The organism is Chitinophaga sp. 22620, assembly GCF_052044405.1.
Lineage (GTDB): Bacteria > Bacteroidota > Bacteroidia > Chitinophagales > Chitinophagaceae > Chitinophaga.
The window spans coordinates 217,776-244,010 of record NZ_JBQEMV010000006.1; the positions used below are offsets into that span (position 1 = coordinate 217,776).

General features: G+C 53.4%; 19 protein-coding genes. 9 read left to right on the forward strand and 10 right to left on the reverse strand.

All coding sequences use genetic code 11. The features are described 5' to 3' along the window. Positions 1 to 32 precede the first annotated feature (32 nt). Positions 33 to 1,259: an NAD(P)-dependent oxidoreductase gene (locus ACTJIK_RS24700; protein ID WP_440650224.1), complete on the forward strand. Its 1,227-nt coding sequence runs from the start codon at positions 33 to 35 to the stop codon at positions 1,257 to 1,259. Position 1,260: 1 nt separating this feature from the next. Here the strand turns inward: ACTJIK_RS24700 and ACTJIK_RS24705 are convergent, their stop codons facing one another. From ACTJIK_RS24705 to ACTJIK_RS24715, 3 genes are read right to left on the reverse strand one after another with little or no spacing between them, the layout of a single operon-like run. Then, positions 1,261 to 1,968 (reverse strand): tRNA1(Val) (adenine(37)-N6)-methyltransferase, encoded by a 708-nt coding sequence (locus ACTJIK_RS24705; protein WP_440650225.1) that lies wholly within the window; start codon positions 1,966 to 1,968, stop codon positions 1,261 to 1,263. 32 nt (positions 1,969 to 2,000) lie between these two features. Beyond that, complete coding sequence (tsaD, locus tag ACTJIK_RS24710; RefSeq protein WP_440650226.1) at positions 2,001 to 3,014, reverse strand: tRNA (adenosine(37)-N6)-threonylcarbamoyltransferase complex transferase subunit TsaD; 1,014 nt, start codon at positions 3,012 to 3,014, stop codon at positions 2,001 to 2,003. Between the two features lie 12 nt (positions 3,015 to 3,026). Next, on the reverse strand, positions 3,027 to 4,280 hold the full coding sequence (locus ACTJIK_RS24715) for an ABC transporter permease (RefSeq protein ID WP_440650227.1): 1,254 nt from the start codon (positions 4,278 to 4,280) through the stop codon (positions 3,027 to 3,029). Positions 4,281 to 4,378: 98 nt separating this feature from the next. Between ACTJIK_RS24715 and ACTJIK_RS24720 the strand changes: the two genes are divergently transcribed. Next, positions 4,379 to 5,965 carry a peptide chain release factor 3 gene (locus ACTJIK_RS24720; RefSeq protein WP_440650228.1) on the forward strand — a complete coding sequence of 529 codons (1,587 nt, stop codon included), beginning with the start codon at positions 4,379 to 4,381 and terminating at the stop codon, positions 5,963 to 5,965. 314 nt (positions 5,966 to 6,279) lie between these two features. On the opposite strand, the gene ACTJIK_RS24725 is transcribed toward ACTJIK_RS24720, so the two are convergent. Together ACTJIK_RS24725 and ACTJIK_RS24730 are read right to left on the reverse strand one after the other, a co-directional pair. Then, positions 6,280 to 6,612, reverse strand: a complete 333-nt coding sequence (locus ACTJIK_RS24725) for a hypothetical protein (RefSeq protein WP_440650229.1) — start codon at positions 6,610 to 6,612, stop codon at positions 6,280 to 6,282. A 128-nt stretch (positions 6,613 to 6,740) separates the two neighbouring features. Beyond that, positions 6,741 to 8,666 (reverse strand): menaquinone biosynthesis decarboxylase, encoded by a 1,926-nt coding sequence (locus tag ACTJIK_RS24730; protein ID WP_440650230.1) that lies wholly within the window; start codon positions 8,664 to 8,666, stop codon positions 6,741 to 6,743. Positions 8,667 to 9,289: 623 nt separating this feature from the next. On the opposite strand from ACTJIK_RS24730, the gene ACTJIK_RS24735 reads away from it, so the two are divergent. Next, on the forward strand, positions 9,290 to 9,415 hold the full coding sequence (locus ACTJIK_RS24735; RefSeq protein ID WP_440650231.1) for a hypothetical protein: 126 nt from the start codon (positions 9,290 to 9,292) through the stop codon (positions 9,413 to 9,415). Between the two features lie 152 nt (positions 9,416 to 9,567). Here the strand turns inward: ACTJIK_RS24735 and ACTJIK_RS24740 are convergent, their stop codons facing one another. Next, the gene (locus ACTJIK_RS24740; RefSeq protein WP_440650232.1) at positions 9,568 to 10,425 is read right to left on the reverse strand and encodes a DUF6089 family protein; all 858 of its coding nucleotides are present in this window, start codon (positions 10,423 to 10,425) and stop codon (positions 9,568 to 9,570) included. Positions 10,426 to 10,665: 240 nt separating this feature from the next. On the opposite strand from ACTJIK_RS24740, the gene ACTJIK_RS24745 reads away from it, so the two are divergent. The 4 genes from ACTJIK_RS24745 to ACTJIK_RS24760 all read left to right on the forward strand — a co-directional run bounded on the left by ACTJIK_RS24745 (position 10,666) and on the right by ACTJIK_RS24760 (position 20,190). Further along, positions 10,666 to 15,687, forward strand: coding sequence for a translocation/assembly module TamB domain-containing protein (locus tag ACTJIK_RS24745; RefSeq protein ID WP_440650233.1), 5,022 nt, complete (start codon positions 10,666 to 10,668; stop codon positions 15,685 to 15,687). A gap of 1 nt (position 15,688) precedes the next feature. After that, a complete protein-coding gene (gene tamL / locus ACTJIK_RS24750; protein WP_440650234.1) occupies positions 15,689 to 17,989 on the forward strand; it encodes a translocation and assembly module lipoprotein TamL in 2,301 nt (766 codons plus the stop codon). A gap of 478 nt (positions 17,990 to 18,467) precedes the next feature. Continuing rightward, on the forward strand, positions 18,468 to 19,241 hold the full coding sequence (locus ACTJIK_RS24755; RefSeq protein WP_440650235.1) for a gliding motility-associated C-terminal domain-containing protein: 774 nt from the start codon (positions 18,468 to 18,470) through the stop codon (positions 19,239 to 19,241). Positions 19,242 to 19,272: 31 nt separating this feature from the next. Next, positions 19,273 to 20,190: a PorP/SprF family type IX secretion system membrane protein gene (locus ACTJIK_RS24760; protein WP_440650236.1), complete on the forward strand. Its 918-nt coding sequence runs from the start codon at positions 19,273 to 19,275 to the stop codon at positions 20,188 to 20,190. A gap of 156 nt (positions 20,191 to 20,346) precedes the next feature. Here the strand turns inward: ACTJIK_RS24760 and ACTJIK_RS24765 are convergent, their stop codons facing one another. From ACTJIK_RS24765 to ACTJIK_RS24780, 4 genes are all read right to left on the reverse strand, one after another. Then, complete coding sequence (locus ACTJIK_RS24765) at positions 20,347 to 21,516, reverse strand: molybdopterin molybdotransferase MoeA (protein ID WP_440650237.1); 1,170 nt, start codon at positions 21,514 to 21,516, stop codon at positions 20,347 to 20,349. A gap of 296 nt (positions 21,517 to 21,812) precedes the next feature. Further along, a complete protein-coding gene (locus ACTJIK_RS24770; RefSeq protein ID WP_440650238.1) occupies positions 21,813 to 22,379 on the reverse strand; it encodes a hypothetical protein in 567 nt (188 codons plus the stop codon). A 25-nt stretch (positions 22,380 to 22,404) separates the two neighbouring features. Then, positions 22,405 to 23,808 carry a hypothetical protein gene (locus ACTJIK_RS24775; RefSeq protein WP_440650239.1) on the reverse strand — a complete coding sequence of 468 codons (1,404 nt, stop codon included), beginning with the start codon at positions 23,806 to 23,808 and terminating at the stop codon, positions 22,405 to 22,407. A gap of 65 nt (positions 23,809 to 23,873) precedes the next feature. Next, a complete protein-coding gene (locus ACTJIK_RS24780) occupies positions 23,874 to 24,347 on the reverse strand; it encodes a hypothetical protein (protein WP_440650240.1) in 474 nt (157 codons plus the stop codon). A 249-nt stretch (positions 24,348 to 24,596) separates the two neighbouring features. On the opposite strand from ACTJIK_RS24780, the gene ACTJIK_RS24785 reads away from it, so the two are divergent. Together ACTJIK_RS24785 and ACTJIK_RS24790 are read left to right on the forward strand one after the other, a co-directional pair. Further along, positions 24,597 to 25,751 carry a hypothetical protein gene (locus tag ACTJIK_RS24785; RefSeq protein WP_440650241.1) on the forward strand — a complete coding sequence of 385 codons (1,155 nt, stop codon included), beginning with the start codon at positions 24,597 to 24,599 and terminating at the stop codon, positions 25,749 to 25,751. A gap of 44 nt (positions 25,752 to 25,795) precedes the next feature. Next, positions 25,796 to 26,197, forward strand: a complete 402-nt coding sequence (locus tag ACTJIK_RS24790) for a hypothetical protein (RefSeq protein ID WP_440650242.1) — start codon at positions 25,796 to 25,798, stop codon at positions 26,195 to 26,197. Positions 26,198 to 26,235 lie beyond the last annotated feature (38 nt).

Below are 26,235 nucleotides of genomic sequence, written 5' to 3' on the forward strand. Positions count from 1 at the left end.
TGCAGCATTCGTTGACTTACCCGAAAACAATCATGGCAGAACTACACATAGGGCTCATCAGGGAAGAAAAAATACCGCAGGACAATCGCGTTGCATTCACCCCGCTGCAATGCCAGTGGATCATGAACAACTACCCGGACGTACAGATCACCGTTCAGCCTTCCCCCCACCGTTGCTACAAAGACGATGAATATGCCGCCGCCGGCATCCCCCTGGCGGAAGACCTTTCCCATTGCAACATCCTGCTGGGCATCAAGGAAGTGCCGGTGGACAGGCTCATCCCGCATAAAACCTATCTCTTCTTTTCCCATACCAAAAAGCTGCAACCGCAGAACCAGGCCATGTTCAAGGCGATCGTGGACAAAGGCATCACCCTCATCGACTATGAATGCCTCGTACATGCGGACGGGCAGCGCATCCTGGGCTTCGGTTTTTTTGCGGGCGTAGTGGGCGCGCATAACGGACTGCTCGAATACGGCCGCCGCACGGGCCTTTTCGATTTTAAACGCGTGCATGAATGCCACGATTTCCAGGAGCTGATCACCCACTATTTCGGCGTAAAGCTGCCGCCTGTGAAGATCGTCGCTACCGGGTCCGGAAGGGTTACCGCCGGCATCCTGGAAGTGATGGGCCTGCTCGGCATCAAATACATCCCCCCGGAAGAATACCTTATCAACCGCTACGAATACCCGGTATATACCCAGCTGAAAGCCGGCGAACTGTACCTGCGCAGAACGGATAAGACCTACAGCCGGGAAGACTTTCACGCCCATCCCGAACTCTACGACTGCAAATTCCTCCCCTACGTTACCTGCAGCGACATCCTCATGAACGGCATTTACTGGGATAAAAAGATCGAACCGCTTTTTACCTGGGAAGACCTGGCCAAGGATAACTTCCGCATCAAGGTGATCGCGGACATTACGGACGACCAGAACGGTTCCATCCCCTGCAACCTCGGAGACGCCACGATAGAACAACCGGCGTACGGCGTAGACCGCCTTTCCCGCGAAAGGACCGAGCCCTACGAAGACGGCTCCGTGACCATGATGGCCGTAGGCAACCTGCCCAACGAGCTCCCGCGCGACGCTTCGCAGTTCTTCGGCGACCACCTTATGAAATACATCTTCGACGACCTCCTGAAAGGCGGCAGCGAAATGATCGAAAAGGCCACCATCACGCAAGGCGGGCAGCTCACTAAAAGGTATGCGTATATGGAAGCGTATGCCAAAGGCCCGAAAACCGCGGCAGTGGAGTAATTCACAGGTACAGATAATAGTCCTTCAGCAAAGTCGTGAACGCCGGCGTGTATTGCCTTCCGGCATCATGCACGGTCAGTTCCCGCATATGCGTCCCCCCTCCCCGGCCAAATATCCCGATGGAACGGAAAAAGCCATGGCCGGGTGTTTGCCGCACTTCCAGCAATTCCTGCAAAGTATAACCTGCCGCTTCCGCCATTTCCCGGAAACGCTGAAACCCTTCATAGGGCAGCAATACAGAGAACCGCCCGCCCGGCGTGAGCAAACGGTTGATGGCGCTCAGGAGCGCGGTATAGTCCAGCGTAGTGGTGTGCATGGCGGCATTCCTGCGGTGGTCAGGACCTTTAAGATCGTTTTCGTAAAAGGGCGGGTTGGTGATGATGAAGGGATAAGGTTCTGCGGGCGCATAGGCTTGTACATCCTGGTGCAGGGCATGCAGGCGGCCGGGCCAGGGAGAGCTTTTGAAATTATGTGTTGCCTGCCGGAAAGCAGCCTCGTCCAGTTCCAGCGCGTCTATTATGGCACCGCTTTGCTGTGCGAGCATAAGGCTGAGCAGCCCGGTACCGGCGCCAATGTCGAGGATGCGCGGCTCCTGCTTTACAAAGGCGGCGGTGAAAGCGCCCTGTATGCAGGCGTCTGTACATACTTTCATGGCGCTGCCCGCCTGCTGTACGGTGAATTGTTTGAACCGGAAATAGCTGTTGCCCATGTGAGTTGAAAATCGCTGTAATACGTTGCCGCTTATATAGCCGAAAAAGCCGCCCGGGCCGTAGGCACGGTATCCAGCGGGCTGAACTCGCCCGCAAGGTATTTGTAATGCGCGGTGATGGCTATCATGGCCGCATTGTCTGTACAGTATTCGAATTTGGGAATGTATACGTTCCAGCCATGCTGCGCGCCATAGGTTTCGAGCGCTTTACGGAGGCCTGAATTGGCGCTCACGCCGCCGGCTATACAGATCTCGCGGATGCCGGTTTCTTTGGAAGCCCTCACCAGCTTGTTCAGCAATATGGTCACAATGCGGTGCTGTATGGACGCGCAGATGTCCGCCATATTCACCTCCGCGAAATCGGCCTGCTTCGCCCGGTTTTCCTGGAGAAAATACAGGATCGCGGTCTTCAGCCCGGAAAAGCTGAAGTTCAGCCCGGGTATCTGTGGTTCGGGAAAACGGAAACGTTCGGGATTGCCTTCACGGGCATGTTTATCCACCAGCGGCCCGCCGGGGTACGGCAGCCCCAGCAGCTTGGCGCTTTTGTCGAAAGCCTCGCCCGCAGCGTCGTCCGTCGTTTCGCCTATTACAGTCATCTTCAGGGGACTTTCGCACAGTACGATCTGGGTATGCCCGCCTGAAACGGTAAGGCAAAGGCAGGGGAATTGCGGTTGGGGATCGTCAATGAAATTGGCCAGCACATGGGCCTGCATGTGATGCACGCCGATGAGCGGCAGGTCCAGCGCCAGCGCCAGCGACTTGGCAAAGCAGCTGCCTACGAGCAGGGAGCCTATCAGGCCGGGGCTTTGCGTGAAGGCAATAGCATTGAGGTCCGTGAGCTGCATGCCTGCTTTTTTAAGGGCAAGGTCCACCACGGGTACAATATTCTCCTGGTGGGCGCGGGAAGCGAGCTCCGGCACCACCCCGCCGTACTGCTCGTGCACGGCCTGGCCCGCAATGATATTGGATAACACTTTCCCGTCCGCGATCACGGCAGCGCCGGTATCGTCGCAGGAAGATTCAATCGCTAAAATATTGACCGCCATAAGGCCGCAAAGTTACGAATTGCTGCGAATTGCAACTACAGGATCCAGGCGGCTGGCCAAAAAAGCCGGTATAAATCCGGCGATAACCCCTACAACGGCAGATATGGAGAGTCCCAGGATAATATTCCCTGTAGACATGGCTATTTCAAAGCTGGAAAACATGTTTTTTGCAATCAAAGTCCCGATGAATACAAAAAGAAGCCCCAATCCGCCTCCAATAAGGGATAGCAAAATAGATTCGATCAGGAATTCCATCAGAATTATACCCGGGCGGGCTCCTATGGCCTTTTTGAGTCCTATAATACTGGTTCTTTCCTTTACGCTTACAAACATGATATTAGCAATGCCAAAACATCCGACAAACAGTGAAAAAATAGCTATGATCCATCCCCCTAAATTGATGCTGCCGAACACGCTTTCCAGCTCTTTCTGGGCGGTGGTGATCTCATTCAGCGCAAAATCGTTTTCCTGCGTGGGTCTTAGCCGGTGAATGGCCCGCATGGCGCCGGTGAGGTCGTCTTTCAGCTGGCCCACGGCTATTTCCGGTTTGGCCTTTACCATGAACCAGGGATCGGCAAAGCGCCGCTCGTCTATGATCGTTCTGGCATAAGTATAAGGCAGTATCATGGTATTATCGTTGATCACCCCGCCCATCAGGCTCTCCCCTTTCCGCTTCAGCACGCCTATTACCCGCGTATTCCTTCCCCCGATCCGCACCACCTTGCCCACAGCGGCTTCCGGGGTGAAGAACAGGCCTTCCCAGATATTGGCGCCCAGCACCACCGCATTGGAGCCGCTGGTCAGCTCGGTAGGACTGAAATAACGCCCCGCCGAAAGTTCCACCGGCTGCAACTTTTCAAGATCAGCCGTGGTGGCCAGCATTTCCACATTTTCCATATAGTCGGAGCCGAATTCCACTTTCCGGCCATTGGAGCTGAACAGGAAAGTGACCACTTCCGCGGACTGTACCTTTTCCCGGATAGCCCGCAGTTCGGAATACTTGGGCTCGGGGCGGTTCATATACCGCCACCATTCGCCATCACCATCCCATGGCCATTTTTGCACGAATATCACATTGGTGCCCAGTGAGTTCAGGTCTTTCCGGATATTGGATTCCATGCTACCCGTAACGGTCAGCACCGCAATAATGCAAAAGATGCCGATAGTGATGCCCAATAAGGAAAGAAAGGTACGGAGCTTGTTCACCCGCAGCTCCTGCAGGGCCATTTTGAAGCTGCTCCATAGAATTTTAAGGGTAGATAGCATGATCCAAATTTAGCATATTATATAATGCGACGGATGGCATTATGACTAATGGCAAGTATCCCCGGTTTTCAGAGAAAAATGTACCTTTGCAGCCATTTATGACAAAATATCTTAACGAGATCAGCAAAAGGAAATCCTTTGCCATCATTGCCCACCCTGACGCGGGGAAAACCACCCTGACGGAGAAATTCCTCCTGTTCGGCGGCGCTATCCAGACGGCGGGCGCGGTAAAGTCCAACAAGATCAAGAAACATACAACCTCCGACTTCATGGAGATAGAACGGCAGCGCGGTATCTCCGTAGCCACCTCCGTGATGACCTTCGAATACCGAGACATCCTCGTGAACCTGCTGGATACCCCCGGCCACAAAGACTTTGCGGAGGATACTTACCGTACCCTCACGGCGGTGGACAGCGTGGTGCTGGTGATCGACTGCGTGAAAGGGGTGGAAGAGCAGACCAAAAAGCTCATGGAAGTGTGCCGTATGCGCGATACGCCGGTGATCATTTTCGTGAACAAGCTGGACCGCGACGGCAAAAATCCCTTCGACCTGCTGGACGAGCTGGAAGAGCTGCTCAACATCCGTGTGCGCCCGCTCAGCTGGCCCATCAGCGGCGGAAAGGATTTCAAGGGGGTGTATAACCTTTATGATAAAAGTTTCGTGTCGTTCGCGGCCAACCGCAAAGCGACCGACGAAGATATAGTGCCCATGGCCGACCTCAGCAGCCCGCAGGTGGACGAGCTGTTCAACGCGCAGGACGCCGCGCAGCTGCGCAACGACGTGGAGCTGATCGAAGGCGTGTACGACGAGTTCGACAAACAACCTTACCTGGAAGGCAAGCTGGCCCCCGTGTTCTTCGGCAGCGCCGTAAACAACTTCGGGGTAAAGGATCTGCTGGACACCTTCGTGGAGATAGCCCCCATCCCGCGCAACCGCGAGGCCAGCACCCGCGAGGTAAAAGTGGATGAAGATAAATTCTCCGGCTTCGTGTTCAAGATCCACGCCAACCTCGATCCCCGCCACCGCGACCGTATCGCGTTCCTGCGCGTGTGCTCCGGCAAGTTTGAGCGGAATAAATTCTATCACCACGTGCGGCTTGATAAAGATGTGCGGTTTGCCAACCCCTACAGCTTCCTGGCGCGTGAAAAGAATATCGTGGACGATGCCTTCCCCGGCGACGTGGTGGGCCTGTTCGATACCGGCAACTTCAAGATCGGCGATACGCTCACCGAAGGCGAGAACTTCTATTTCACCGGCATCCCGAGCTTCTCTCCCGAGCTGTTCAAGGAACTGGTGAACAAGGACCCGATGAAGACCAAACAGCTCGAAAAAGGCATTTCGCAGCTCACGGACGAAGGCGTTGCCCAGCTGTTCACCCAGCACAACGGCAACCGCAAGATCATCGGCTGCGTGGGCGACCTTCAGTTCGAGGTGATCCAGTACCGCCTGCTGCAGGAATACGGCGCTTCCTGCCAGTTCAACACCCTGCCCTTCTACAAAGCCTGCTGGATCACTGGGCCGAAACAAAAGCTGGAGGAATTCATCCGGTTCAAAGGCGCGAACGTGGTGTACGATAAAGACGGCCACCTGGTATACCTCGCGCAAAGCGAATGGTACCTGAACACGGAAAGGGCCAACAACCCGGAGATCGAGTTCCATTTCACTTCCGAGATCCATAAATAAGAAGAGTCGTCATTGCGAGGAGCAGCGCGGCCAAAGCGGGTGGGCGACGAAGCAATCTCTTTCATTGAATTGAGATACGCCAATACCGGGAGGAGATTGCTTCGTCGCGTCTTCTGCACAAATCTCCCCACAGCTCCTCGCAATGACGGGCTTAAATTAAGAACGGCGCCTTTGACAAGGCGCCGTTTTCATGTACGACCAACTCAATTATTGTAAAGCTCGGCTATTTGCGCGAGCCACAAAAGTAGCGATGGTCATTATCATGCATTTATGAATTCGGTAAATTGATTTACGCGATGCGGAAAAATGTTTTACTAGTATTCCATAAAATCGTAGTAGGAAATGCCCGTACCGCCCCCGGTTTCTGCAACCTGGACGTACGTGTTGGCATTATCCACGGCACTTACATACACCGGGGTTGACGGTGTAAGGAATCCATACCCGTTCGCGGAATACACCAGGTAACTGCCCGAAGAAATATACAGATAATCGCCGGACCAGCTCAAGCCCGGTACGGGACCGCTGCCGAAAGCATAAATGAAATTCCAGGCAAAACCGGGCGCGTGCAAAGCGGGTGCGGGATCAGCTTTTTTCAGGCCGGAAGTTGCGTTCATGGAAAGGCCGCAGCAAAGAACGATTGCTGCCATCAAAAGGGTTCGTTTTGACATAAGATAAATTTTTAGAGGGTTAATGTGGGTTGAACTCCCTAAAAATAACTTAAGTCCTTTTAACCTTCTCGCCGATTCGTATCATCCTGTGGCCATTTTGTATCATTTTACAGGCTCACCACGGCGCCCTGCCCGTATATCTGCTGTTTGTACTTCAGCGAAGGCGAGGTCAAAAACGCTCCCAGCCCCAGCTTGTCCCATTTCTCATCGATAGCTTTGATGGTGGCGTCGTCCGCCACGATGATGTTCGGCCAGTCGCGCTGGAAATCGTCCAGCTCCTTGGTTTTGATGGTGCCGTCGAGGCCCATGCAGGCGGTCACCTTGTGTGTGTTCCGGCTGGAGGGCCGTTCAGCCAGGAAGTTGTCGCGTTTGGGGTCGAGGTTGTTGCAGAAACGCCAGAGTGCGGAGGGCAGATCCTGCGGGTCCACCGTATGTTCCACGTACAGGATCATTTTAATCCCTTCCATGCCGGGCTGCGCATACAGCTGCGGATGCAGCTCGCGCAGGTGGTTGCGGCGGTCCTTTTCAACGGCCACCACGATGCAGGGAATGTCCAGCTTCAGCAGCGAAACGTTTACGGACTTAATTTCGGGGAAAACGGCCTGCAGCGCGGCCACGTTCACTTCGGGCGCAAAAGCGGCGGTATCGAAGCGGTCGTCCGTTTCTTCGGGAAGGCGCGCCGTGCCGTCTATGCACATTTTGCCACCGAAGCCCATGCGCGAGCAGGAATGGTCCAGCACGTCCATCGGGCCCTGGCTGAAATAAATATCCGTGGCCGGGTTGAGGTGTTTAAATGCGTATTGCGCGAGGGACTTATAGTCGTTGATGCGGGTGCCGGTATCTGTAACGGCAAGGATCTTATTGAACATCATCTGCCCGGCGCCCCACATGGCGTTCATCACTTTCTGCGCCTGGCCGGGGTAATCTTTTTGTATCTGCGCGATCACGAGGTTGTGAAATACGCCTTCCACGGGCATTTCCATATCCACGATCTCCGGCACCAGCGTCATTTTGATCGGCGCCAGGAAGATCCTTTCCGTCGCCTTCCCGATCCATGCGTCTTCCTGCGGGGGAATGCCCACGATGGTGGAAGGATACACGGCGTCTTTGCGGTGGGTGATGGCGGTAACATGGAAGCGCGGGTACCAGTCGGCCAGCGAATAATAACCGGTATGGTCGCCGAAAGGTCCTTCCCAGATCAGCTCTTCATCAGGCTCCACATATCCCTCTATCACGAAATCCGCGTCGGCAGGCACTTCGATCTCAGGCTGGGAAATGCATTTCACAAGCTCCACTTTCTTTTTGCGGAGAAAGCCGGCCAGCATGTATTCGTCCACATTTTCGGGGAGCGGCGCGGTGGCGGAATAGGTGTACACCGGGTCGCCGCCAAGGATAACGGCTACGGGCATGCGTTTGCCGAGCTTTTTATATTCGGAGAAATGTTTGGCGGATACTTTATGCTTGTGCCAGTGCATACCGGTCATATCTTTTTCGAACACCTGCATGCGGTACATGCCCACGTTGCGGCTTTGGGTATGCGGGTCTTTGGTATGGATAACAGGCAGGGTGATGAAAGGCCCGCCGTCCTGCGGCCAGCAGGTCATTACCGGCAGCTTGCCGAGGTCGGGGCTGGCCATTACCACTTCCTGGCAAGCGCCCCGGCCGGATATCACTTTGGGCATCCAGGAAGCGAACTGGCTGAGCTTCGGCAGCATGGCGAGCTTATCGAGGATGCTTTCCTTCGGTTTGGAAAGCATTTTAAAAAGTCCTTCTATTTCTGAGGCAACATCATCCAGCTCCTGCACGCCCAGCGCCATGCACATGCGGCGGTAGCTGCCCATGGAATTGATCAGCACGGGAAAATCGTAGCCGGTGTTTTCGAACAGCAGGGCTTTGCCGCCGTCAGGGGATTTGCTGATGCGGTCCGTGATCTCTGCTATTTCGAGATGCGGGTTCACGTATTCTTTGATCCTGACCAGTTCTCCCGCTTTGTCCAGCGTGCCGATAAAATGCCTGAGGTGCTTAAATGCCATGAGTTTGCAGCTTTCGTTCAATGGGCAAAAGTACGTTGGTTACGGGGAATAAAAAAAGGCTCCGTTCAAAACGGAGCCTTTCAGCTATGGGGCTATTCAGGTTCTACCTGTTACCGAAAACAATTACACCAGACACCCTGGGCCTGTGAGGAACCAGGATCGGCGGAGGCGGCGGGTAAGGTATGCCGGGGCGTACCACCACTACCCTGCCGGGGTGATGATGGTGATGGCGGTCGTAATACCTCACCTTTTTGTAGTGACCACGACGTCCTCTCCTGTCATCATCACAATCATCGTCATAACGCGCACGACGATCATAACGATCGCGATCATAACGATCTTCATACCTGTCGCGGTCGTGGCCGCGCCCTCTGCCCCTGTGCTGTGCCTGTGTAGTTGCATAGGTTGCTCCAAGGAGGAGCATCACGAGAATCAGCTTTTTCATAGCCTGCTGTTTTAATTGTTCTCTCTGTCCGTTCATCCCCTTATTTGCGTAAGGCGGACGGACTTATTACCTTAAATCCAAGAAGTATGCCAATACCGTTGTTTAAACTCGCATCCGCCGCCACAGCGGGTTACAGCGGACTAAAATAGACGGATGAACGGAAATGCAATCCATCGTTATGGAGCAGAAGAATGATGAACGGAAGGAAGTTTTTACAGTGAAAGATCAAATAAAAATGATGAAAGAAAACGGTGGAGATAAAAAAGAAGCCGCTTTTTTCTTTCGGGTTGTAAAGAAATATTAAATGCAGAAACGCCAACAAACGTATTGCCCGTTTTCACCGCAAACAAAAAAAGGCTGTCTTTAAAGACAACCTTTTTACTTTTTCTATTTGGACTTGATTGGGGGTGTATATTCACCTTTATGCAACCATCGTGCCAAAGTTATTTTATGATTTTACATTTTGAAGCAGCGCGAGAAATTGGTGCTGCGGCGCCCGCCGCTGCTGCCACCAATACGGTACATCACGGTGATGCCTGAAAATGTATACCAGTCCTTGTATTTGGCAGAACCACGTATCGTGCCATCCACCGGGTAATTGCCGGTAATGCCGGTCTTATTCGCTTCATCCCCGCGCCAGGCCCAGTCAACGGCCGTCTGCCCTCTTTCCGCCAGCAGGGTGTTCTGGTCCACGTAAGTGGTGCTCACATCATCGATATAATCCGTGAAGGTGGGGCGCAGGCCAATCTCCAGGCCCAGCGTGATGCGGTCTGTAAATATATATTTGAAACCCACCCCGAAAGGAATGGATATCTGGTGCAGCGCATACTGGTTCCCTCTTTCAGGATACTGGGGCAAGCCCTGCCCTTCGGTGCTCAGGCGCCGCAGCGGCACTTTGTTGCCCAGCGAATCTTTCGCATACGGGTAAAAGCTGAACAGCGCCACGCCGCCGAACACATACGGGGTAAAACCTTTGTCGTCTATATCAAGGATATTCAGCTCGGCGCCTATATGGCCTTCCCAGAGATGAGTGCTGAAACTGAGGTTGCGCAGCTGCAGGGAGGGATCGGAATTGGATTTATCATCCCCGGCGGCCATGCCCCAGCTGAAGCCAGCCCTGAGGGTGAGGAAGCGGTTGATGTCCCTCTTCAATAATATCCCCAGCATTGGGCGCGTATAACCGAAGTCCACGCGTTTTTCAGAAAGGTCTCCACTGTAATTGCTGATGCCGGCGATTCCACCGACATGCCAGTCCTGGGATTTACTAACAAAGGGTGCAGCGAGCAGTAAAACGAACCCGATGATCTTTTTCAAGGTTGTAAGGTTTTAACAGGTTACTGATTACTACAACGCTTCCGGTTCCAAAAAAAGTATCCGGGGCATGTGTAACCGGGAACTAAATTATACATTTTTCCCCTTTATTACAATTCTAAAGATATGATTATAAAAGCCTTTTATGCCACCATAGGGCGTAAAGCCTTATTTTTGCGGCAGGTATGATATTTGAGCGTTGCGTGATTTAACCATTTACCTTCATAAACTATAATTAAATACGTGAGTACCCCCCGCCGGAAAAAAGTCATTCGCTGGATCATAGGTAGTGTTATTACTTTGCTGTTGCTGCCCGTTCTGCTGCTTTTGCTGCTGCAATTGCCGGTGGTGCAGAATTTCATGCGCAGCAAGGCGGAAGCTTACCTCCAGGAACAATTAAAGACCGACGTTCGCATCGGCGGGCTCCGCTTCTCCTGGTGGAACTCCATGACCCTTTCCGACGTATTTGTAGGCGACACCAGGAAAGACACCCTGCTTTCCAGCGGCGTGCTGGCCGTGAAATATAACCTGCTCGCCCTGCTGAACAACGACCTGAAGATCAGGGCCCTGCGATGGGAAGACGCTGTCGTGAACGTTTACCGTCCCGCCAACGATTCATCTTTTAATTTCCAGTTCGTGATAGATGCCTTCAGCTCGCCTGAAGCCAAAAAAGACACCCTTATCGAAGAATCCGGCACCACCCTGCAATACCAGATCGGCGAAGTGCAACTGCAACGCATATACGTACGGTACAACGACAGCCTGGGCGGCATGCTGGCCAGCGTGCGGCTGGCAAAGCTGGACGCGCTGCCCGACATCCTTCAGCCCTCCGACGGCAAATACCACCTGAAGAATTTCCAGCTGGAAGGCCTGCAGGCCAGCATATTGCAGCAATACCGGCCCGCCGTGCCGGAGCCGCCTGATACGGACACGTCCTCCACTCCTTTCGACTTCACCGTGCGCGACCTTTCCATCCGCAACGCCGGGTGGAGCTACACCGACGAAAGCAGCGGCCTTGATACCAAAGGCCGCATCGGCACGCTGGAGCTGCGCAAAGCCCGGTTCGACCTGTTGCAAACGCTCATCGAAGCCGATGAACTGAAGCTGGAGAAAACCACCGCCTCGCTCGATTTCCTGAAACCCATGGATACCACCACTGCGGCCCCGGATACGCCCGCCGCGCCTAATACCTGGAAAGTGGCGGCCAAAAGCCTGCAAACGCGGGAGGTCAATTTTAAAATGGATAACCACCTGGCCCCGCCATTAAAATATAAAGATGCCGTAGACTACAACCACCTTGGCATCACCGGCCTTTTCCTGGATGTAAGCGGCCTGGCTTACAGCGCAGACAGTACACTGCTGACCGTCCGCAACGGCGCCTTTAAAGAGCAAAGCGGCATGCAGCTGAAAGCCCTCCGCGGTAAAGTGCGCTACACGCCGAAAGAGGTGCAGCTCGGCAATTTCCTGCTGCAAACCGGCGAAAGCCGGATAGACGCCGATGTGCGGCTGCAAACGGAGTCCTGGGAAACCGTTTCCGACCAGCTGGGCCTGCTGACCGTGCAGGCCACCGTGCGCCCTTCAGACGTTGCCATGAAAGAAGCTCTCTTTTTTGTGCCTGAAATGCGCACCAATCCTTCCCTTCAGCCGCTCTGGAAAAAACGCCTCGCCCTGAAGGGCGATATCACCGGCAACCTGGCTAAGCTCATCATTCCCGGTTTCGAGGTAAAAGACAATGACCGTAATTACCTCTTCGTTAAAGGCACCGCCTTCCAGGTAACAGACCCGGACCGGATGGGCGCCGACCTCACTACCATCACCCTGCGCAGCAGCAAAAGAGGCGTCGAATCGTGGCTGCCGCCAAATACCCTGCCCGCTTCCGTAAGCCTGCCCGCCACGCTGAACGTGAACGGCAGCATCCGCGGCGGTATGCAGGTGCTGCGGCCTGACCTGGCGGTCAATACCAACCTGGGCAATGCGGACATCAAAGGGGAAGTCTCCGATTTTATGAACATGGACAAGATCCGGTACAACATGGCCCTTGGCGCCCGCAGCCTGCAGCTTGGACAGATATTGGGAGACACTGCCATGGGCAGCCTCAGCGGCCGCTTCGGCGTGAAAGGCAGCGGCACCGATCCCCAGAAAGCCGATATAAAAGCGGACGTGAACATCACTTCGTTTACCTATAACCGTTACACCTATACGGGAATTGACGTGGATGCCGCGCTCAACAAAGGCGCTTATTCCGCCAAAGGCGCGATCACCGATCCGAATGCGCAGGCCCGGTTCCAGCTGGAAGGCCAGCTGGATACACTGCACCCGGCCCTTACAGCCAGGGCGGACCTGGACAAGCTCGACCTCCTGGCCACGAACTTCAGCACCACGCGCCTCGTCGTAAAATCGTGCCTGGACGCCGAGCTGGACAACCTCAGCCCGCGCAGGCTCAGCGGTTTTGCCGCCATACATAAGATACAGCTGGCGGACGACAAGGACATCTATTCGCTGGACAGCATACTCCTGAAAGCCGATGCGACGGACAGCCTGCAGAAGATCAGCCTTACCGGACCATTTGGCTTCCTGACCGCCTCCGGCGATTTCAACTACCAGACCTTCGCTACCGCGGCGGCCGGTCTTGTTACCCGCCATCTTGAAGCCGCGGGCGAAAAACCGCCGCCGCCCGCGGAATCGCAGTGGGTGAATTTCAACGGCAGCCTGAGCATTCCTAAAAGCCTCCGGAAACTGTTACCCGATATAGACCTTCCCAAACCCATGACGCTGAACGGCAGGCTGGATACAGACAGCAGCTTCCTCGTGGCACAACTTTCCGTGCCCGTCATGCGGTACGATTCCTTCAGGGTAGACACCCTGCTGGTGGACCTTTCAGCCGATACTTCCAAAATGGAGACCCACATCCTGCTAAGCCGCCTGAGGCATCCGCAGATCCCGCTTCGGAGGACCACTGCGGACATCGTGGCGCAAAACGGCCTGCTGGATTGGGACCTGGTGATGATGGGCCGCCGGCAGACCCAGCCCAAATATAAATTAGGCGGGCTGGTGCGGTTCGCCGAAGGAGACAGCCTGTTGATATCCCTCAAAAAAGACCTGGTGCTCAACCGGCAGGATTGGAATGTGAGCGGTGATAACCGGGTGGTGGTATACAACGGCGGTGTAGCCTTTGCGGACATAGGACTGCAAAGGGGCGCACAGGAACTGACCATCGTTTCCTCCCCCGCCGCCGCAGGCGCTACGCTGCCCGATCTCACGGTGAACCTCAAAGATTTCAGGCTCAGCACCGTTACCAGCATGATCGAAAAAGATACCGCGCTGGCGGAAGGCATCAGCAACGGCACCATAAAGATCTCCGGGCTGGACCAGACGCCGCTGATAGACGGGAAACTGACGGTGGACAGTCTTGCCGTGATGGGCTCCGCTATCGGCCAGCTGGCGCTTACCGCCAATACCACTGCGGATAAACAGGTGCAGCTGGACGCCACCATCACAGGCAACGAGAACGACCTGCGCCTGGCCGGTACTTATGCCGAGCAGATGGACTTCCAGCTGAATATCAACAGCCTCAATATGAAAAGCGTAGAGGCGTTCACGTTCGGCAATGTGACCAATATGAGCGGCAAGCTCACGGGCAGGGCCAGCCTGCAAGGCACTACAGACAAGCCCATTATTCGCGGCAGCTTGCACTTCGACGATGTGGCCGGGCGGGTGACCATGATCAATAACTACCTGCGGCTGCCCGACGAAGACCTGGCCCTTACCGAAACCGGCATCCGGTTCAACCAGTTCGTGATTGCAGACAGCACCGGGAATGAAGCCGTGGTGAACGGCGAGATACGCACGACCGACCTGAGCGCCTTCCAGCTGAACCTGGATGTGGAAGCAGAGAACTTCCAGGCGCTGGGGCCGCAGAACCCGCACGACAAAGAGCAGTTCTACTACGGGCCCGCTTTCGTGGATGTAACCGCCCAGGTGCGCGGTACAATGGACCTGCCGCGCGTGCAGATGAAGGTCAAGCTGCGCGAGAAATCCGCCGTTACCGTGATGATACCCGAAGAAGAACCGGGGATTGCGGACAGGGCGGGCGTTGTACAATTTATTGACCCCGCCATGTGGCTGGACACTACCCTGCGCGTGAAAGACACGACAGACCGGACCGTGAGCGGGCTGAAAGGTTTCGTGATCTCCGCGGACCTTGAAGTAACCCCGGAGTCGACCCTGAAACTGGTCATAGACCAGGCCAACGGCGACTTCCTGGAAGTGAAGGGCAATGCCACGCTCAACTTTTCCATGGACCCGAGCAGCAAGATGAGCCTAACCGGCCGTTACGAGATCAACGAAGGGAAATACAACATGAGCCTGAACCAGCTCATCAAACGTGAGTTCCAGATAGAAAAAGGCAGCACCATCATATGGAACGGCGACCCGCTGAGCGCGGACGTGAACATTACCGCGCGGTACGACGTGAACGCCGTGGCGGCGGACCTTGTGCAGGACCAGATCAAAGCCGATGATCCCGCACGCAACAAATACAAACAGAAAGTTCCGGTTGAAGTATATCTCAAGATCACCGGCGAGCTGCTGAAGCCCGCCATCGCGTTTGAGCTGGACATGCCTGAAAAGGACCAGGGCGTGCTGGACGGACAGGTGTATACCCGCATCAAGCAGATCAACCAGGTGGAATCGGAGCTGAACAAACAGGTGATGGGCCTGCTGGTGCTGAACCGCTTTATTTCCGAAAACCCCTTCGACGGGCTGGACGCCCAGGGCGGCAGCGCTGCCGAAGACATTGCGCGCAGCAGCGTGAGCAAGATCCTTTCCCAGCAGCTGAACAACCTGGCGGGCAGCCTCATCAAGGGCTTCGACGTCAATTTCGATCTGCAGAGCGAAAACGCCTACACCGATGCGGGTTCCCGCCAGGAAAGCACCAATCTGAAGGTAGACGTGTCCAAACGCCTCTTCAGCGACCGGCTTACCGTGAGCGTGGGCTCCAACATCGGCATTTCCGGCGCGCAAACCCAGGGGCAGGACGCGAGCTCCATCATCGGCGACATGAGCGCCGAATACATGCTCACGGCCGACGGGCGTTACCGCATCCGCGCCTACCAGCGTAACCTCACCGAAACAGTGATACAGGGCCAGGTGGTGGAAACGGGGCTTACGTTCATGCTCATCATGGATTACAACGAGTTCAGGGAAATATTCAGTAAACCAAAAAAGGAAAAAGAACAGGAACGCCTGCGCAAGGAAAACAAATAACATGACCCGCAACCTGAGACACATAAGCCTGCTTGCACTCACGGCCTCGATTGCCGCCTGCTCCACCACCCGCACCGTGCCGGAAGGAGACCGCCTGTATACCGGCCACGAGATCAAATGGACGGAAAAGAAAAAGCCGAAAGACTGGAGCGACCTTAAAGAAGGCATGGACGACCGCGTGCGCCCTTCCCGCAACCGGAAATTCCTGGGCATGCCCATCAAGCTCTGGCTGTACAACCTCGGCAACAAACCCAAAGGCAAAGGCCTGAACCACCTGCTGCGCAACAAATGGGGCGAGCCCCCCGTGCTGCTCAGCCAGGTGAAACCCAACAGGACAAACAGGATACTGAACAGCTACCTGGAAGATAACGGTTACTTCGAGAGCGAAGTGAGCAATGAGGTAAAGAACAAAGGCAGCAAAAAAGCCAGCCTCGTTTTCACCGCCGAGCCCAACCACCGCTACACCATCCGCCGCGTGCGGTTCGATACGGATACCGGCGTGCTCAGCAGGCTGATCATGGTCAACGCCAAACATACCCTGTTGAAACCGGACGACCCCTACAGCCTGGACATGATCAAGGCCGAACGGGAACGTATACACGGTCATCTGAAAGAAGAAGGGTTCTATTATTTCACGCCGGATTATATGCTGATCCAGGTGGACAGTTCGCTGAACGGCAAGGTAGACCTGTACATAAAGCTGAAGAACACCACGCCCGCCACCGCCCTGCGCCAGTACTGGATGCGCGACGTGGAGGTATATTCCAACTATGACCTTACGCGTGACAGCGTGCTGAAGACCATGCCGGGCCGCCAGTACCAGAACTTCACGATCGTGGACCCGGATTCCCTGTTCAAGCCCATTGTATTTGACCGCTCGGTTTTCCTCCAGCGGGACAGCATCTACCGGCTTAGCTCCCATAATATCACGTTACAGCGCCTGGTGAACCTGGGTACGTTCAAGTTCGTGCGCGGCAGCTTCAGGCCCATCAGGGACAGCTCGCTGCTGGCAGCCCGTTTTTACCTGACGCCGTATCCCAAGCGGTCTTTGCAGTTCGAAGTGTCAGGCACCTCCAAAAGCAGCGGCTTCGTGGGCAGCCAGGTAAAGATATCCGCCCGCAACCGCAACTTCCAGCGGAAGGCGAATGTGCTGGAGATTAACCTGGGCGGCGGTTTCGAGACGCAGGTAGGCGGCAGGACCACCAATGTGTCCACCAACGCATACAGCTTCAACGCGGAAGTGGCGCTCACGCTGCCGAGGTTCTACACCCCGCTCATCTATTTCAACCCGCGTACGCCATACGTGCCAAGGACCAGGTTCAGCGTAGGCTACGAGCTGCTGAACAGGCCCGCGTTGTACAATCTGAACGCGTTCACCCTGCAATACGGTTATATCTGGAAACAGACGAAGTTCCTGGACCATGCGCTGTTCCCCGTGGCCATCACCTACGCGCTGCCCGGCAACGAATCCCAGGAGTTCCTGAAGCAGCTGGAGCAGGATCCCGCGCTGAAGCAGTCCGTTTCCAAGCAGTTCATTTTAGGAAGTAACTACACCATCACCTTTAATAACCAGGCGCCCGAGCGTTTCCATAGTTTTTACGCGAGCTTTAATGTGGACGTGGCGGGCAACCTGGCCGGCCTCATTGCGAAAAAAGAGCCTGATGGCGGGAAGTCCGTTTTTAACCAAAACTTCTCCCAATACCTGCGCGGCAACGTGGATGGAAGGCATTACTGGAAGCTGAGCGACAACCTGCGCTGGGTGAACCGCCTGTTCCTCGGGTACGGGTATGCGTACGGCAAGTCGCTGACAGACCCGGAAACGCCGGTAACGCTGCCGTTCGTGAAACAGTTCTTCAGCGGGGGCAGCAACAGTATCAGGGCGTTCAGGGCCAGAACGCTCGGGCCGGGCTCTTTCAGGGATACGACCACCAGCAACCTGCTGCTGGCCAATGCCGCGGGCGACATCAAGCTGGAATTCAACACCGAGCTGCGGTTCAAGCCGCAGAAGCTGTTGGAGCTGGCGGCTTTTGTGGATGCGGGGAATATCTGGCTGGGCAAATCCGATTCCGTGCAGAAAGTTTTCGCGTTCGGCCGGTTTTACAAGGAGATCGCTGTGGGCACGGGGCTTGGTTTGAGGATAGACGCATCCATCCTGCTGATCCGTTTCGATATTTCTTTCCCCTTACGCAAGCCCTGGCTGCCGGAAGGCGAACGCTGGGTATTTGACCAGATCAGCTTCGGGAACAAACAATGGCGGAAAGAGAACCTGATCCTCAACATCGCGATCGGTTATCCTTTCTGACAGGTGATAATTATTGAACCAGCTTTTGTACAGGTCCCGGCCGCCGTTGTGTCACTCCCTTCAACCTGGGGAACAATGCGGGCCGGCTTTAAGCGGACAATTGCGCCATCCAGGCATTGGCGTTGCCGCATGCAGGATCGTTTTCCGTGTATTGCAGAATTTGGAAACCATGAACTAAAATCTAAACCTCACTTAACGCCCGCTGGCCGAATAACCTCTTCTGCCTGCGTTTAAAGTTTTTTTAGAATTACACTTCACATTTTACATTACAATATCCAACAACATTAAATTATTGATATTCAGTATATAATAAAAAGTTACCTGTAATAAAGATCAATTCAAAAAATCCCCGCAAATCCGCTCCCACTCTGCATCTCATGCACTTAATTTCATATTTATATTTTTGTTTAATTAAACATTAAATCTATATTTGCATACTACGTGAAGCCCTGGTTTAACCGGACCGGATACGTAACCCATGAAACCCATGAACGCTGCTGCGCCCTATACCATTACCAGAAGAAATTCCCACAGGGGAACCGCTGTGCTGTTAAGCATATGCGGATTGTTCCCGGTTCAGGGCATGGGCGCGGGACCAATGGCGTATCGGCCGGGTAAAGCAGGGGGCGGAATTATAAGTACATGGACCCAAAGCGCGTCCCATCCTTTTACAGCGCCTTATTCGCTGAACCTCAGCAGCACGCTGGTTCCGGAGAACAATGCCATCGGCGCGACCGTAGGCACCTTTTCCACCGATCCGGAAGCAGGCGTATGCACCTATTCCCTCGTGGAAGGAGACAATGGTACGGACAACAGGCTGTTCACTATTGCAGGCAATACCCTTAAAGTGATGGCCGTACTGGACTTCGAAACCAAAGCCACCCGCTACGTGCGCATCCGCTGCACCGATGCAAACGGCGAGTATATAGAAAAAGCATTCCAGCTTGAAGTAGTAGATGTATACGAGGTGAATAACATGCTGGAAGCCACCAACATCGTAACGCCCAATGGCGACGGCAAAAACGATACCTGGGTGATCCGCAACCTGCCGGCCCACAGCATGAACGAGGTGCGTATCATAGACCGTTCGGGCCGGGTGGTGTACTACAAACGCAACTACCAGAACGACTGGAATGGCAGGCTCACCAACGGCGGGGAGCTGGCCGAAGGCGTATACTATTATATCATAGATTTCGGGGCAGGGCTGAATCTTTTCAAAGGCTCCATCACCCTGATCAGAAGCCGTAACTGAAACATATTTCCTGTACCTAATTGCATTGTAAATGAAGAAAATCTTTACACAACTTTCTACGCTCCTGCTGCTGATGCTCCCTGCTTTAACCAAAGCGCAAAGCGCGGGTAATCCCATCCAGCAGCGCGACCCGCTCATCGCCCAGTATTTCGAGAACCGTTTCCTGGGCAACCCGGCACTGGCCGGGGCAGACACCGGGCTGAATATAAACGTCGGCTACCGCAAACAATGGAAAGACATGCCGGACGCGCCCGTTACCTTCGCCCTCACCGGCGATTACCAGGTAGCTAAAAAGCTGGGCGTCGGGCTCACCGTATTCAACGACCAGGCGGGCATCCTGAAACAAACCCGCGTTGCCCTCTCGTATGCCTACCATATGCCGCTGAACGAAAACAACACCGAATTCCTGCACGTCGGCATGACCGCCGCGCTGGACAACCGCCGCGTGGAAAGGAAAAAGATCATTGGTGACCCGAACGATCCGGCCGTAGATGAATTCAACCGCCGCGACAATTATTTTGAATCAGACCTGGGCGTGGCCTATACAAACCAACACCTTACCATCCAGGCGTCGCTGCCCAACCTGGTAAGCACTTTCCAGAACAAAGACAAGGTGGAACCACGCAACACCTCCACTTTTATGGTGGCCGCCTCTTATAAATTCGGCACCAAAAGTTTCCAGGTATCGTCCGTTGAGCCAATGATAGCCTTCCGTGGCGTGAAAGGCTACAAAGGCATCCTGGACGTGGGCACCAAAGTGAGTCTTGCAAAGAACTTTGTGAACCTCTTCGCGCTGTACCATACCAGCAATGCCGTGACCGCGGGCGTGGGCTTCCAGTTTAAGAATTCCATTGAAGTGCAGGCCAGCTATACCTCGCAGACTGCCGGGGTGAAAAATAATATCGACGGGAACTTCGGGCTGGGTATCAAGATCCGTTTATTCAGATAGGACCATTAACGTAAACGACTGGACGGCAATCGACTGATCATTTAAGCTTATAAAATAATCCGCGGCAGCCTGCCGGAAACCTGGATACAAGAAGCGTTGCGCATTTCGCTTTTTGTTTGCGGGAACCCGGTCAGGCTGTTTTGATTTCCGGCTGGCTCAGGCTGTTTCTATCCAGGGATAAAAGGGCACCAGGGCAGAAGGTTCAAGGCTGCCCGCTTCCGCGCTGTGGCAGATCATACCGTCTGCGCGCGCGGTGGATGTCAGATCTGCCCGCCCGGCAAATGATAATGCTTTTACTTTCAGCCCGTTCCTGCTTACCAATGCCGCCGGTATAAATTCGTCCTGCCCATGGGTGGCCGTGCGGTGCTCCATATAGGGTATTAGCCAGGGCCTGATCACGGGAATACCCCAGCAGGCCCGGATATAAGATTCCACGAACAGCTTGCAGCCGGCCTGCACGGCGAAGGGATGCCCCGGCATGAGCATCACCCTTGTGCGGGTGGGGCTGTACCCGAACCAGAAAGGGTTGCAGGGATGCGCTTTCACTTTATTAAACACCTGCTCCACCCCGCATTCCATCACCGTTTTGGGTAGCACGTTACCGCAGATCACCAGCAGGTCCGCCTCCAGGCAGGGCTGGATGGCAGATTGAATGGCGGCGGCATGTTCCGGCACTATGTAACTGGCTTCCAGCGATATACCGTATTGCAGCAGCAGCCCGGTGAGCGTAAAACCGTTTGCATCGCGCAGCTGCAGGTCATTCACCGGCGTGCCGGGGATGCGCAGCTCGTTGCCCGCGGCGATGAACATCACCCGGGGCGGGCGCTGCACTTTCACCTGCATAACGCCCAGGGAGGCCAGCAGGCCGAGGTGCTGGAAATTCAGGCGCAGGCCGGGCTCCAGCAATACATTGCCGGCCGCGGCCTGCTCCCCGCGGGGGCGCATATGCTGGTATACCTTTATGTTATGGTCAAAAAAAGCGACGTGGCCGTTCTGCTCTTCCGCTTCCTCCACGCTGATCACCACATCCACATCCGGCGGCAGGAGGCTGCCGGAAGCCACTTTCATGGCATGGCCGGGCTGAAGCGCTTCGCCGGGGTAACGCGCACGGCTCAACGGGAATTGCTGCCTGCGGGAGGTTTTGACGTCTGAACTGCGGATGGCAAAACCATCGCGCGCGGCGCGGTGAAAGGGAGGATAATCACGGTCAGCGGTAATGGCTTCGGCCAAAACCCTGCCTGCGGACTTTTCCAGCGGCACAGATTCGGTTCCCCAACTGGTACGGCAGGCCGCGATTTGCTGGATGGCGGCGGTTACACTGATCATGGATCGTTCGGTCTTTTACAGGTAAGCACAGGATGAAACAGCGCTTCACCGGAGGCGGAGACCACCCTTACGGCTTTCACATTCATGCATAAATACTGGACCGCTGGGTTGTTCTCCGCATCAGGGGAAGAGGCATAGGGGTATTTTATATTACTATTATTGACATATTTAATATACCACATAAAAGTACAAGTAAATTCATACCAAAAATATTAATTGAACATATTTTTATATTATTTACGTATTTTATAATCAAATCGTCAAACTTATATTGAATATAAAATTATTTAATTTGTCTATTTGGTAATAAAAAAGCCGCACAACAAGTGCGGCTTTAATGCGGTCGTTAGCCTTTTCCAGAGCATCTTATCCACGTTAGTATATACCCAACGTTGCATGATGGAATCATATTCTTGACTACAACTATGTGCAGTACTATTAATCCTATGCTGCGCATTACAACTCCATAACATATAGAGCAGCAAAAACGATAATAACATAACCTTATTCATTTTGCCTCCTTTTAACTTCTTCTCCCGGTAGATTGATCCAATAATTAAGCCGCCCGCTATCAACGCCCAGCCTAATCCTACCTGAGACGCTCCTTCATCCACCTTTACACCGCCTGCATGATACGCAATACCGATCGGCAACGTAAAGCCGTCTACCTCCAGCTCATAAATGGGAATGGAGATGCTTGGAATCCCCGTATGCAGGTTTACCGGCACATCACCAAATTTGCTAAAAGTGGTCACAGCCGGGCTCACCGGCGCAATGTCCTTGTTTAACTGGCTGAATGCCGAATTGCAAACGCACAGGAATAATACAACAATAACGAGATAGGTACGTTTCCGTTTGCTCATTGATATATACTAACAATAAATTTCGCTAAAAACTATACCCCACCCTGAATTTCACCGCATCCGTCTTGGGCGTCTGTGTATTGGCGAGGAAGTCGTACAGCAGCACCATATTGCCTTTCAGCTTGTTGTTGATCTTGTATTTTTTGGAAATCCCGAGCAGGGCGCTCTTCGTCCAGATGGTGGCGTTCAATAACTGGGTGGTATTGGAAAATGCGGCGTTGTGGTTGAATTCGAAACCGCCGTTCACAAAAAAGGTGCCTTTCAGCTTATAATCCCCGAAGGAGCGGATGCCTATGCCCTGGTGGCTGAAGCGGATATTATCGAAGCCGGTACCCATGCCCAGCTTGTAGGCGGCGCCCAGCCCAAGTATCCCGTTCTTGCTGAATTTGTAACCTACCTGGCCGGCAAAGTCGCCGGTGGTGGGGAAGTATTGGTTGGAACGCTGGAATTGAACATTGGTGCCGAATTCCAGCCGTTGCAGGAAACTTTTTGTTTTAAGTTCCTTCGGTTTGAATTCCGGCATTTCAGCGGCATTATCCAGGTCGGGGAAGTTCTTTTTGAGCTCGTCGAACTGCGAGCGGGCGGCATCCATCTGCTCGCTGATCGCCTGCCGGGCGTTAGGGCCGCCGCTGCCGAGGCGCTGCTGGATAAGCTGCTCCACCTGGCTGCGCGTTTGCAGGCCTTCTAACTGCTGCTCCAGGTTAGCCGCGCTGCCTCCGCCGGCGGAAAGGTTGAACAGGCTGGCCAGCTGGGAATTACGGGCGAGGAAGTCCTTGTAAGCCGGCACCTTTTGCAGCAGCTCCATGGCTTTCGCTTCCGCTTTTTTGCGGTCGCTGAACACTTCTTTGTATTCTTTCAGCTGTTGCGCGTAATAATAAGCTTCCTTGTTGATCTTCTGGAGATCTTTGGTCATGCTGGTATACTGGCTGAGCTGGCTTTTCAGCTGCTCTCTCCTTTCACGGATATACTGTTTGATATTTTCAGCCTGCTGCAATTTACCCTGCAGCTCCTTCACCTTGTCCATGGAGCCTTTCAGCTTTTCCTGCATGCCTTTGGCCTGGCCCAGGTATTTCTCGGAATCTTTCAGGAAACCAAGCGACCCGGACAATGTATCGAGGTAGCCGAAATACTGTCCGTTGAGCGCCTTTTCATATTTGGCGGTTTTGCCCCTGAGGGAGGCCTTCAGTTTGCCGAGGGAATCTATAGAGCGGGTAAAAATGTTCTTCGCAGCCACGGAATCGATCTTCATCATTTTCTGCTGCAGGCGTTTCTCCTGCCTGATCATCAGGGCCAGTGCCTGTTCCGTACGTTTGTCCACCTGGTTTTCCAGCTTCTGGCTTTTCTGTTTCACCTGCGACAAATATTTCTCCGGCACCGCATTCATTTTGGTGAGGAGGCTATCCTGTGCGGCAGCGGGTAACGATAACACAATTAAAAGTAAGATCCGGGTAAACATTTCCAGGTATAAGCGTGAAAAACTAAACGAAAGATAGGTTATTCCTTTTTCTTTTTTTCTTTTCCCTTCAGTTTTTTGATCACCTTTTCTTCATTCATAATGTCCAGGTACATGAGGCCGTTTACATGATGAAGGGTGCAGGAAAGGTAATATGTGAACTCCTCCCCTATGATATAATCCATGGTGATGGTGTCTTTTGCCAGCCGGAGCCTTTTATGCGGTTCCCCGAACAGCTGCACCAGGTCTGATTCAGAACAGGCCGCCTTGATGGGCAGGTGAAGCGCTTCCAGCACTTTACCGATCATGCCGCCATCGTCTTTTGTAAAGTCCAGCGAAATGGCGCGTGTTTCATCCGGCTCCTGCACAAGGCGGAGAAAAGTATTGAAACCGGACAGCTCCCCTATCCACTGTTCTCCCATAAAGTCATAATTTTCAACCTCCCTGTAATCAGGACCGGCATAAAAATCACTAAGCCGGATACTGTGAAAGTGCTGGTATGCTATAATATCCATACAATCCATTTATAATCAGGTTTAGAAGGGGCATATGAATCCTGATCGCTGAAGCAGCCGAGGAAGCTGTACGGGGAAATAAGACAATCAGGTTGCATAGGTTTTCGCGGTAAAAATACAAACCGCGGTATAAATATATGGCTATTTCTTACATTTTAAAATCCGGGATTGGAAAAAACATATTGATATTTAATTAAATACGATTGAATAGAAGTTTTTATTACATTAGCGCCCTAAACTTTGTTACCTATGAAATTTTTATGGTCCGCCATTGTTGCGTTACTCGTTATGCAGATAAATGCCTATGCCCAGAAGGTTACCTATGACACCGTAGGAATAGGAGGAATAAATCCCACCTTGGGCAAATTACAGGTGTATGATAATACCCGGCATTACGTGGTTAACAAATCAATTCCGGGACAAACCGAAAATGCACAGGGAATCAACTATCTCCTGCTGCATGAAATATACAATGGCACACTGTCTCCAGACCGGCATGTAGTAGGCAAGATCACCGGTATCAGGGGAAATGCAGCTGCCTCCAACCGGAGATTCACCATCGAGGTCAATACGGCAACAGGCTATAATTCCAATACCGGCTCGCTGATCTATTACAATGAACCCTGTAGGCTGGTAACGCTCACTTACAACAGCACGCCCTACCTGGCGGTGGAAATCAGCAATAGTTCATCGCTGTATTCCTTTTCTTTTACCGGTTACCTCACTAGTGCAACATTGCAGTTGATTACAGACGATGTGGCTTCGGGCGTAACGGCATTCGTCCCTTCTCCCATCGGCATCCAGGGCAACCTAAGCCTGGGAACCACCAGCTCATCAGCGCGTTTAGACATCTCCGGGGGGCCTACCTGGACAGATAACCTATGGTTCAAATCCATCAAACTTTATTCCAGCAACGCCATCGAGTTCGCCGGTACTACCAGGTCTTTCGGAGTCGGCGCGGCTGGCAACAATTTCTACTTTTCACATGTAAACGCCAATAGCACCGGCCCAGCAAACTATTATATGATGGTAGACGGCAACACCGGCAACATCGGGATTGGCCACACAGCACTGGCGCCCAGCTACAAACTATCCGTGGAAGGCACTATCGGCGCAAGAAAAGTAAAAGTAACACAAGCCGCCTGGTCCGATTTCGTATTTCACGACGACTACAAACTCCCTTCCCTCATGGAAGTGGAAAATTTTGTAAAGAAAAACAAACACCTGCCTGGCATTCCTACCGAAGCAGAAGTGGTGAAAGACGGCGTAGACGTAGGCGAAATGGACAAGTTGCTGCTGCAAAAGATCGAAGAACTCACTCTCTACATCATCGATCTTAAAAAAGAATCCACCAGGCAGCAGGAAAAAATTGAAAACCTGGAAAAGAAGCTGGCCACGAATTGAGGAAATTTTTTTATTTTGTACACATACGTCAAAATAAATGCAAAATGGCGCTGCCCATCAATTACTTCAGCAAAGAAAAAGCCCTGCTGCATCTTAATTTAGGCAGGACCGTCACCCTGTTTGCAAGGGTAGGCGAGTTTTTTGAATCAAAAACCTTCGACTGGATCAAACTTGAAAGGATATCGCCGGAAACCTGCAAATGCACGCTGGTCCGGAGCTTTCCCGAAGGCGATGAATTCACCGCGGATGTGGTGAGCTTCCGCACGGTCAACCAGCTGGAGGAAGGATTCGATGCCGTCAGTAATCCGTATATAGAAGGCTCCCTTGATGAATGCATCACCTGGATGTCCGCAGAATTCGGCATTCGTGAAAATACGTCATTTATCATCCCTGACGACCTGAACAAGATATACGCCGAAGCTTACAGAAAAGGCGAACTGATCTGACGAAAAATGCCAGGGAACAACTCCCTGGCATTCGCTTT

Excerpts from the sequence above, each read along its gene's own strand:
- ACTJIK_RS24700 (WP_440650224.1), top strand. The coding sequence starts at position 33 with ATGGCAGAACTACACATAGGGCTCATCAGGGAAGAAAAAATACCGCAG.
- ACTJIK_RS24705 (WP_440650225.1), bottom strand. The coding sequence starts at position 1,968 with ATGGGCAACAGCTATTTCCGGTTCAAACAATTCACCGTACAGCAGGCG.
- tsaD (WP_440650226.1), bottom strand. The coding sequence starts at position 3,014 with ATGGCGGTCAATATTTTAGCGATTGAATCTTCCTGCGACGATACCGGC.
- ACTJIK_RS24715 (WP_440650227.1), bottom strand. The coding sequence starts at position 4,280 with ATGCTATCTACCCTTAAAATTCTATGGAGCAGCTTCAAAATGGCCCTG.
- ACTJIK_RS24720 (WP_440650228.1), top strand. The coding sequence starts at position 4,379 with ATGACAAAATATCTTAACGAGATCAGCAAAAGGAAATCCTTTGCCATC.
- ACTJIK_RS24725 (WP_440650229.1), bottom strand. The coding sequence starts at position 6,612 with ATGGCAGCAATCGTTCTTTGCTGCGGCCTTTCCATGAACGCAACTTCC.
- ACTJIK_RS24730 (WP_440650230.1), bottom strand. The coding sequence starts at position 8,666 with ATGGCATTTAAGCACCTCAGGCATTTTATCGGCACGCTGGACAAAGCG.
- ACTJIK_RS24735 (WP_440650231.1), top strand. The coding sequence starts at position 9,290 with ATGGAGCAGAAGAATGATGAACGGAAGGAAGTTTTTACAGTGAAAGAT.
- tamL (WP_440650234.1), top strand. The coding sequence starts at position 15,689 with ATGACCCGCAACCTGAGACACATAAGCCTGCTTGCACTCACGGCCTCG.
- ACTJIK_RS24755 (WP_440650235.1), top strand. The coding sequence starts at position 18,468 with ATGAAACCCATGAACGCTGCTGCGCCCTATACCATTACCAGAAGAAAT.
- ACTJIK_RS24760 (WP_440650236.1), top strand. The coding sequence starts at position 19,273 with ATGAAGAAAATCTTTACACAACTTTCTACGCTCCTGCTGCTGATGCTC.
- ACTJIK_RS24765 (WP_440650237.1), bottom strand. The coding sequence starts at position 21,516 with ATGATCAGTGTAACCGCCGCCATCCAGCAAATCGCGGCCTGCCGTACC.
- ACTJIK_RS24770 (WP_440650238.1), bottom strand. The coding sequence starts at position 22,379 with ATGAGCAAACGGAAACGTACCTATCTCGTTATTGTTGTATTATTCCTG.
- ACTJIK_RS24780 (WP_440650240.1), bottom strand. The coding sequence starts at position 24,347 with ATGGATATTATAGCATACCAGCACTTTCACAGTATCCGGCTTAGTGAT.
- ACTJIK_RS24785 (WP_440650241.1), top strand. The coding sequence starts at position 24,597 with ATGAAATTTTTATGGTCCGCCATTGTTGCGTTACTCGTTATGCAGATA.
- ACTJIK_RS24790 (WP_440650242.1), top strand. The coding sequence starts at position 25,796 with ATGGCGCTGCCCATCAATTACTTCAGCAAAGAAAAAGCCCTGCTGCAT.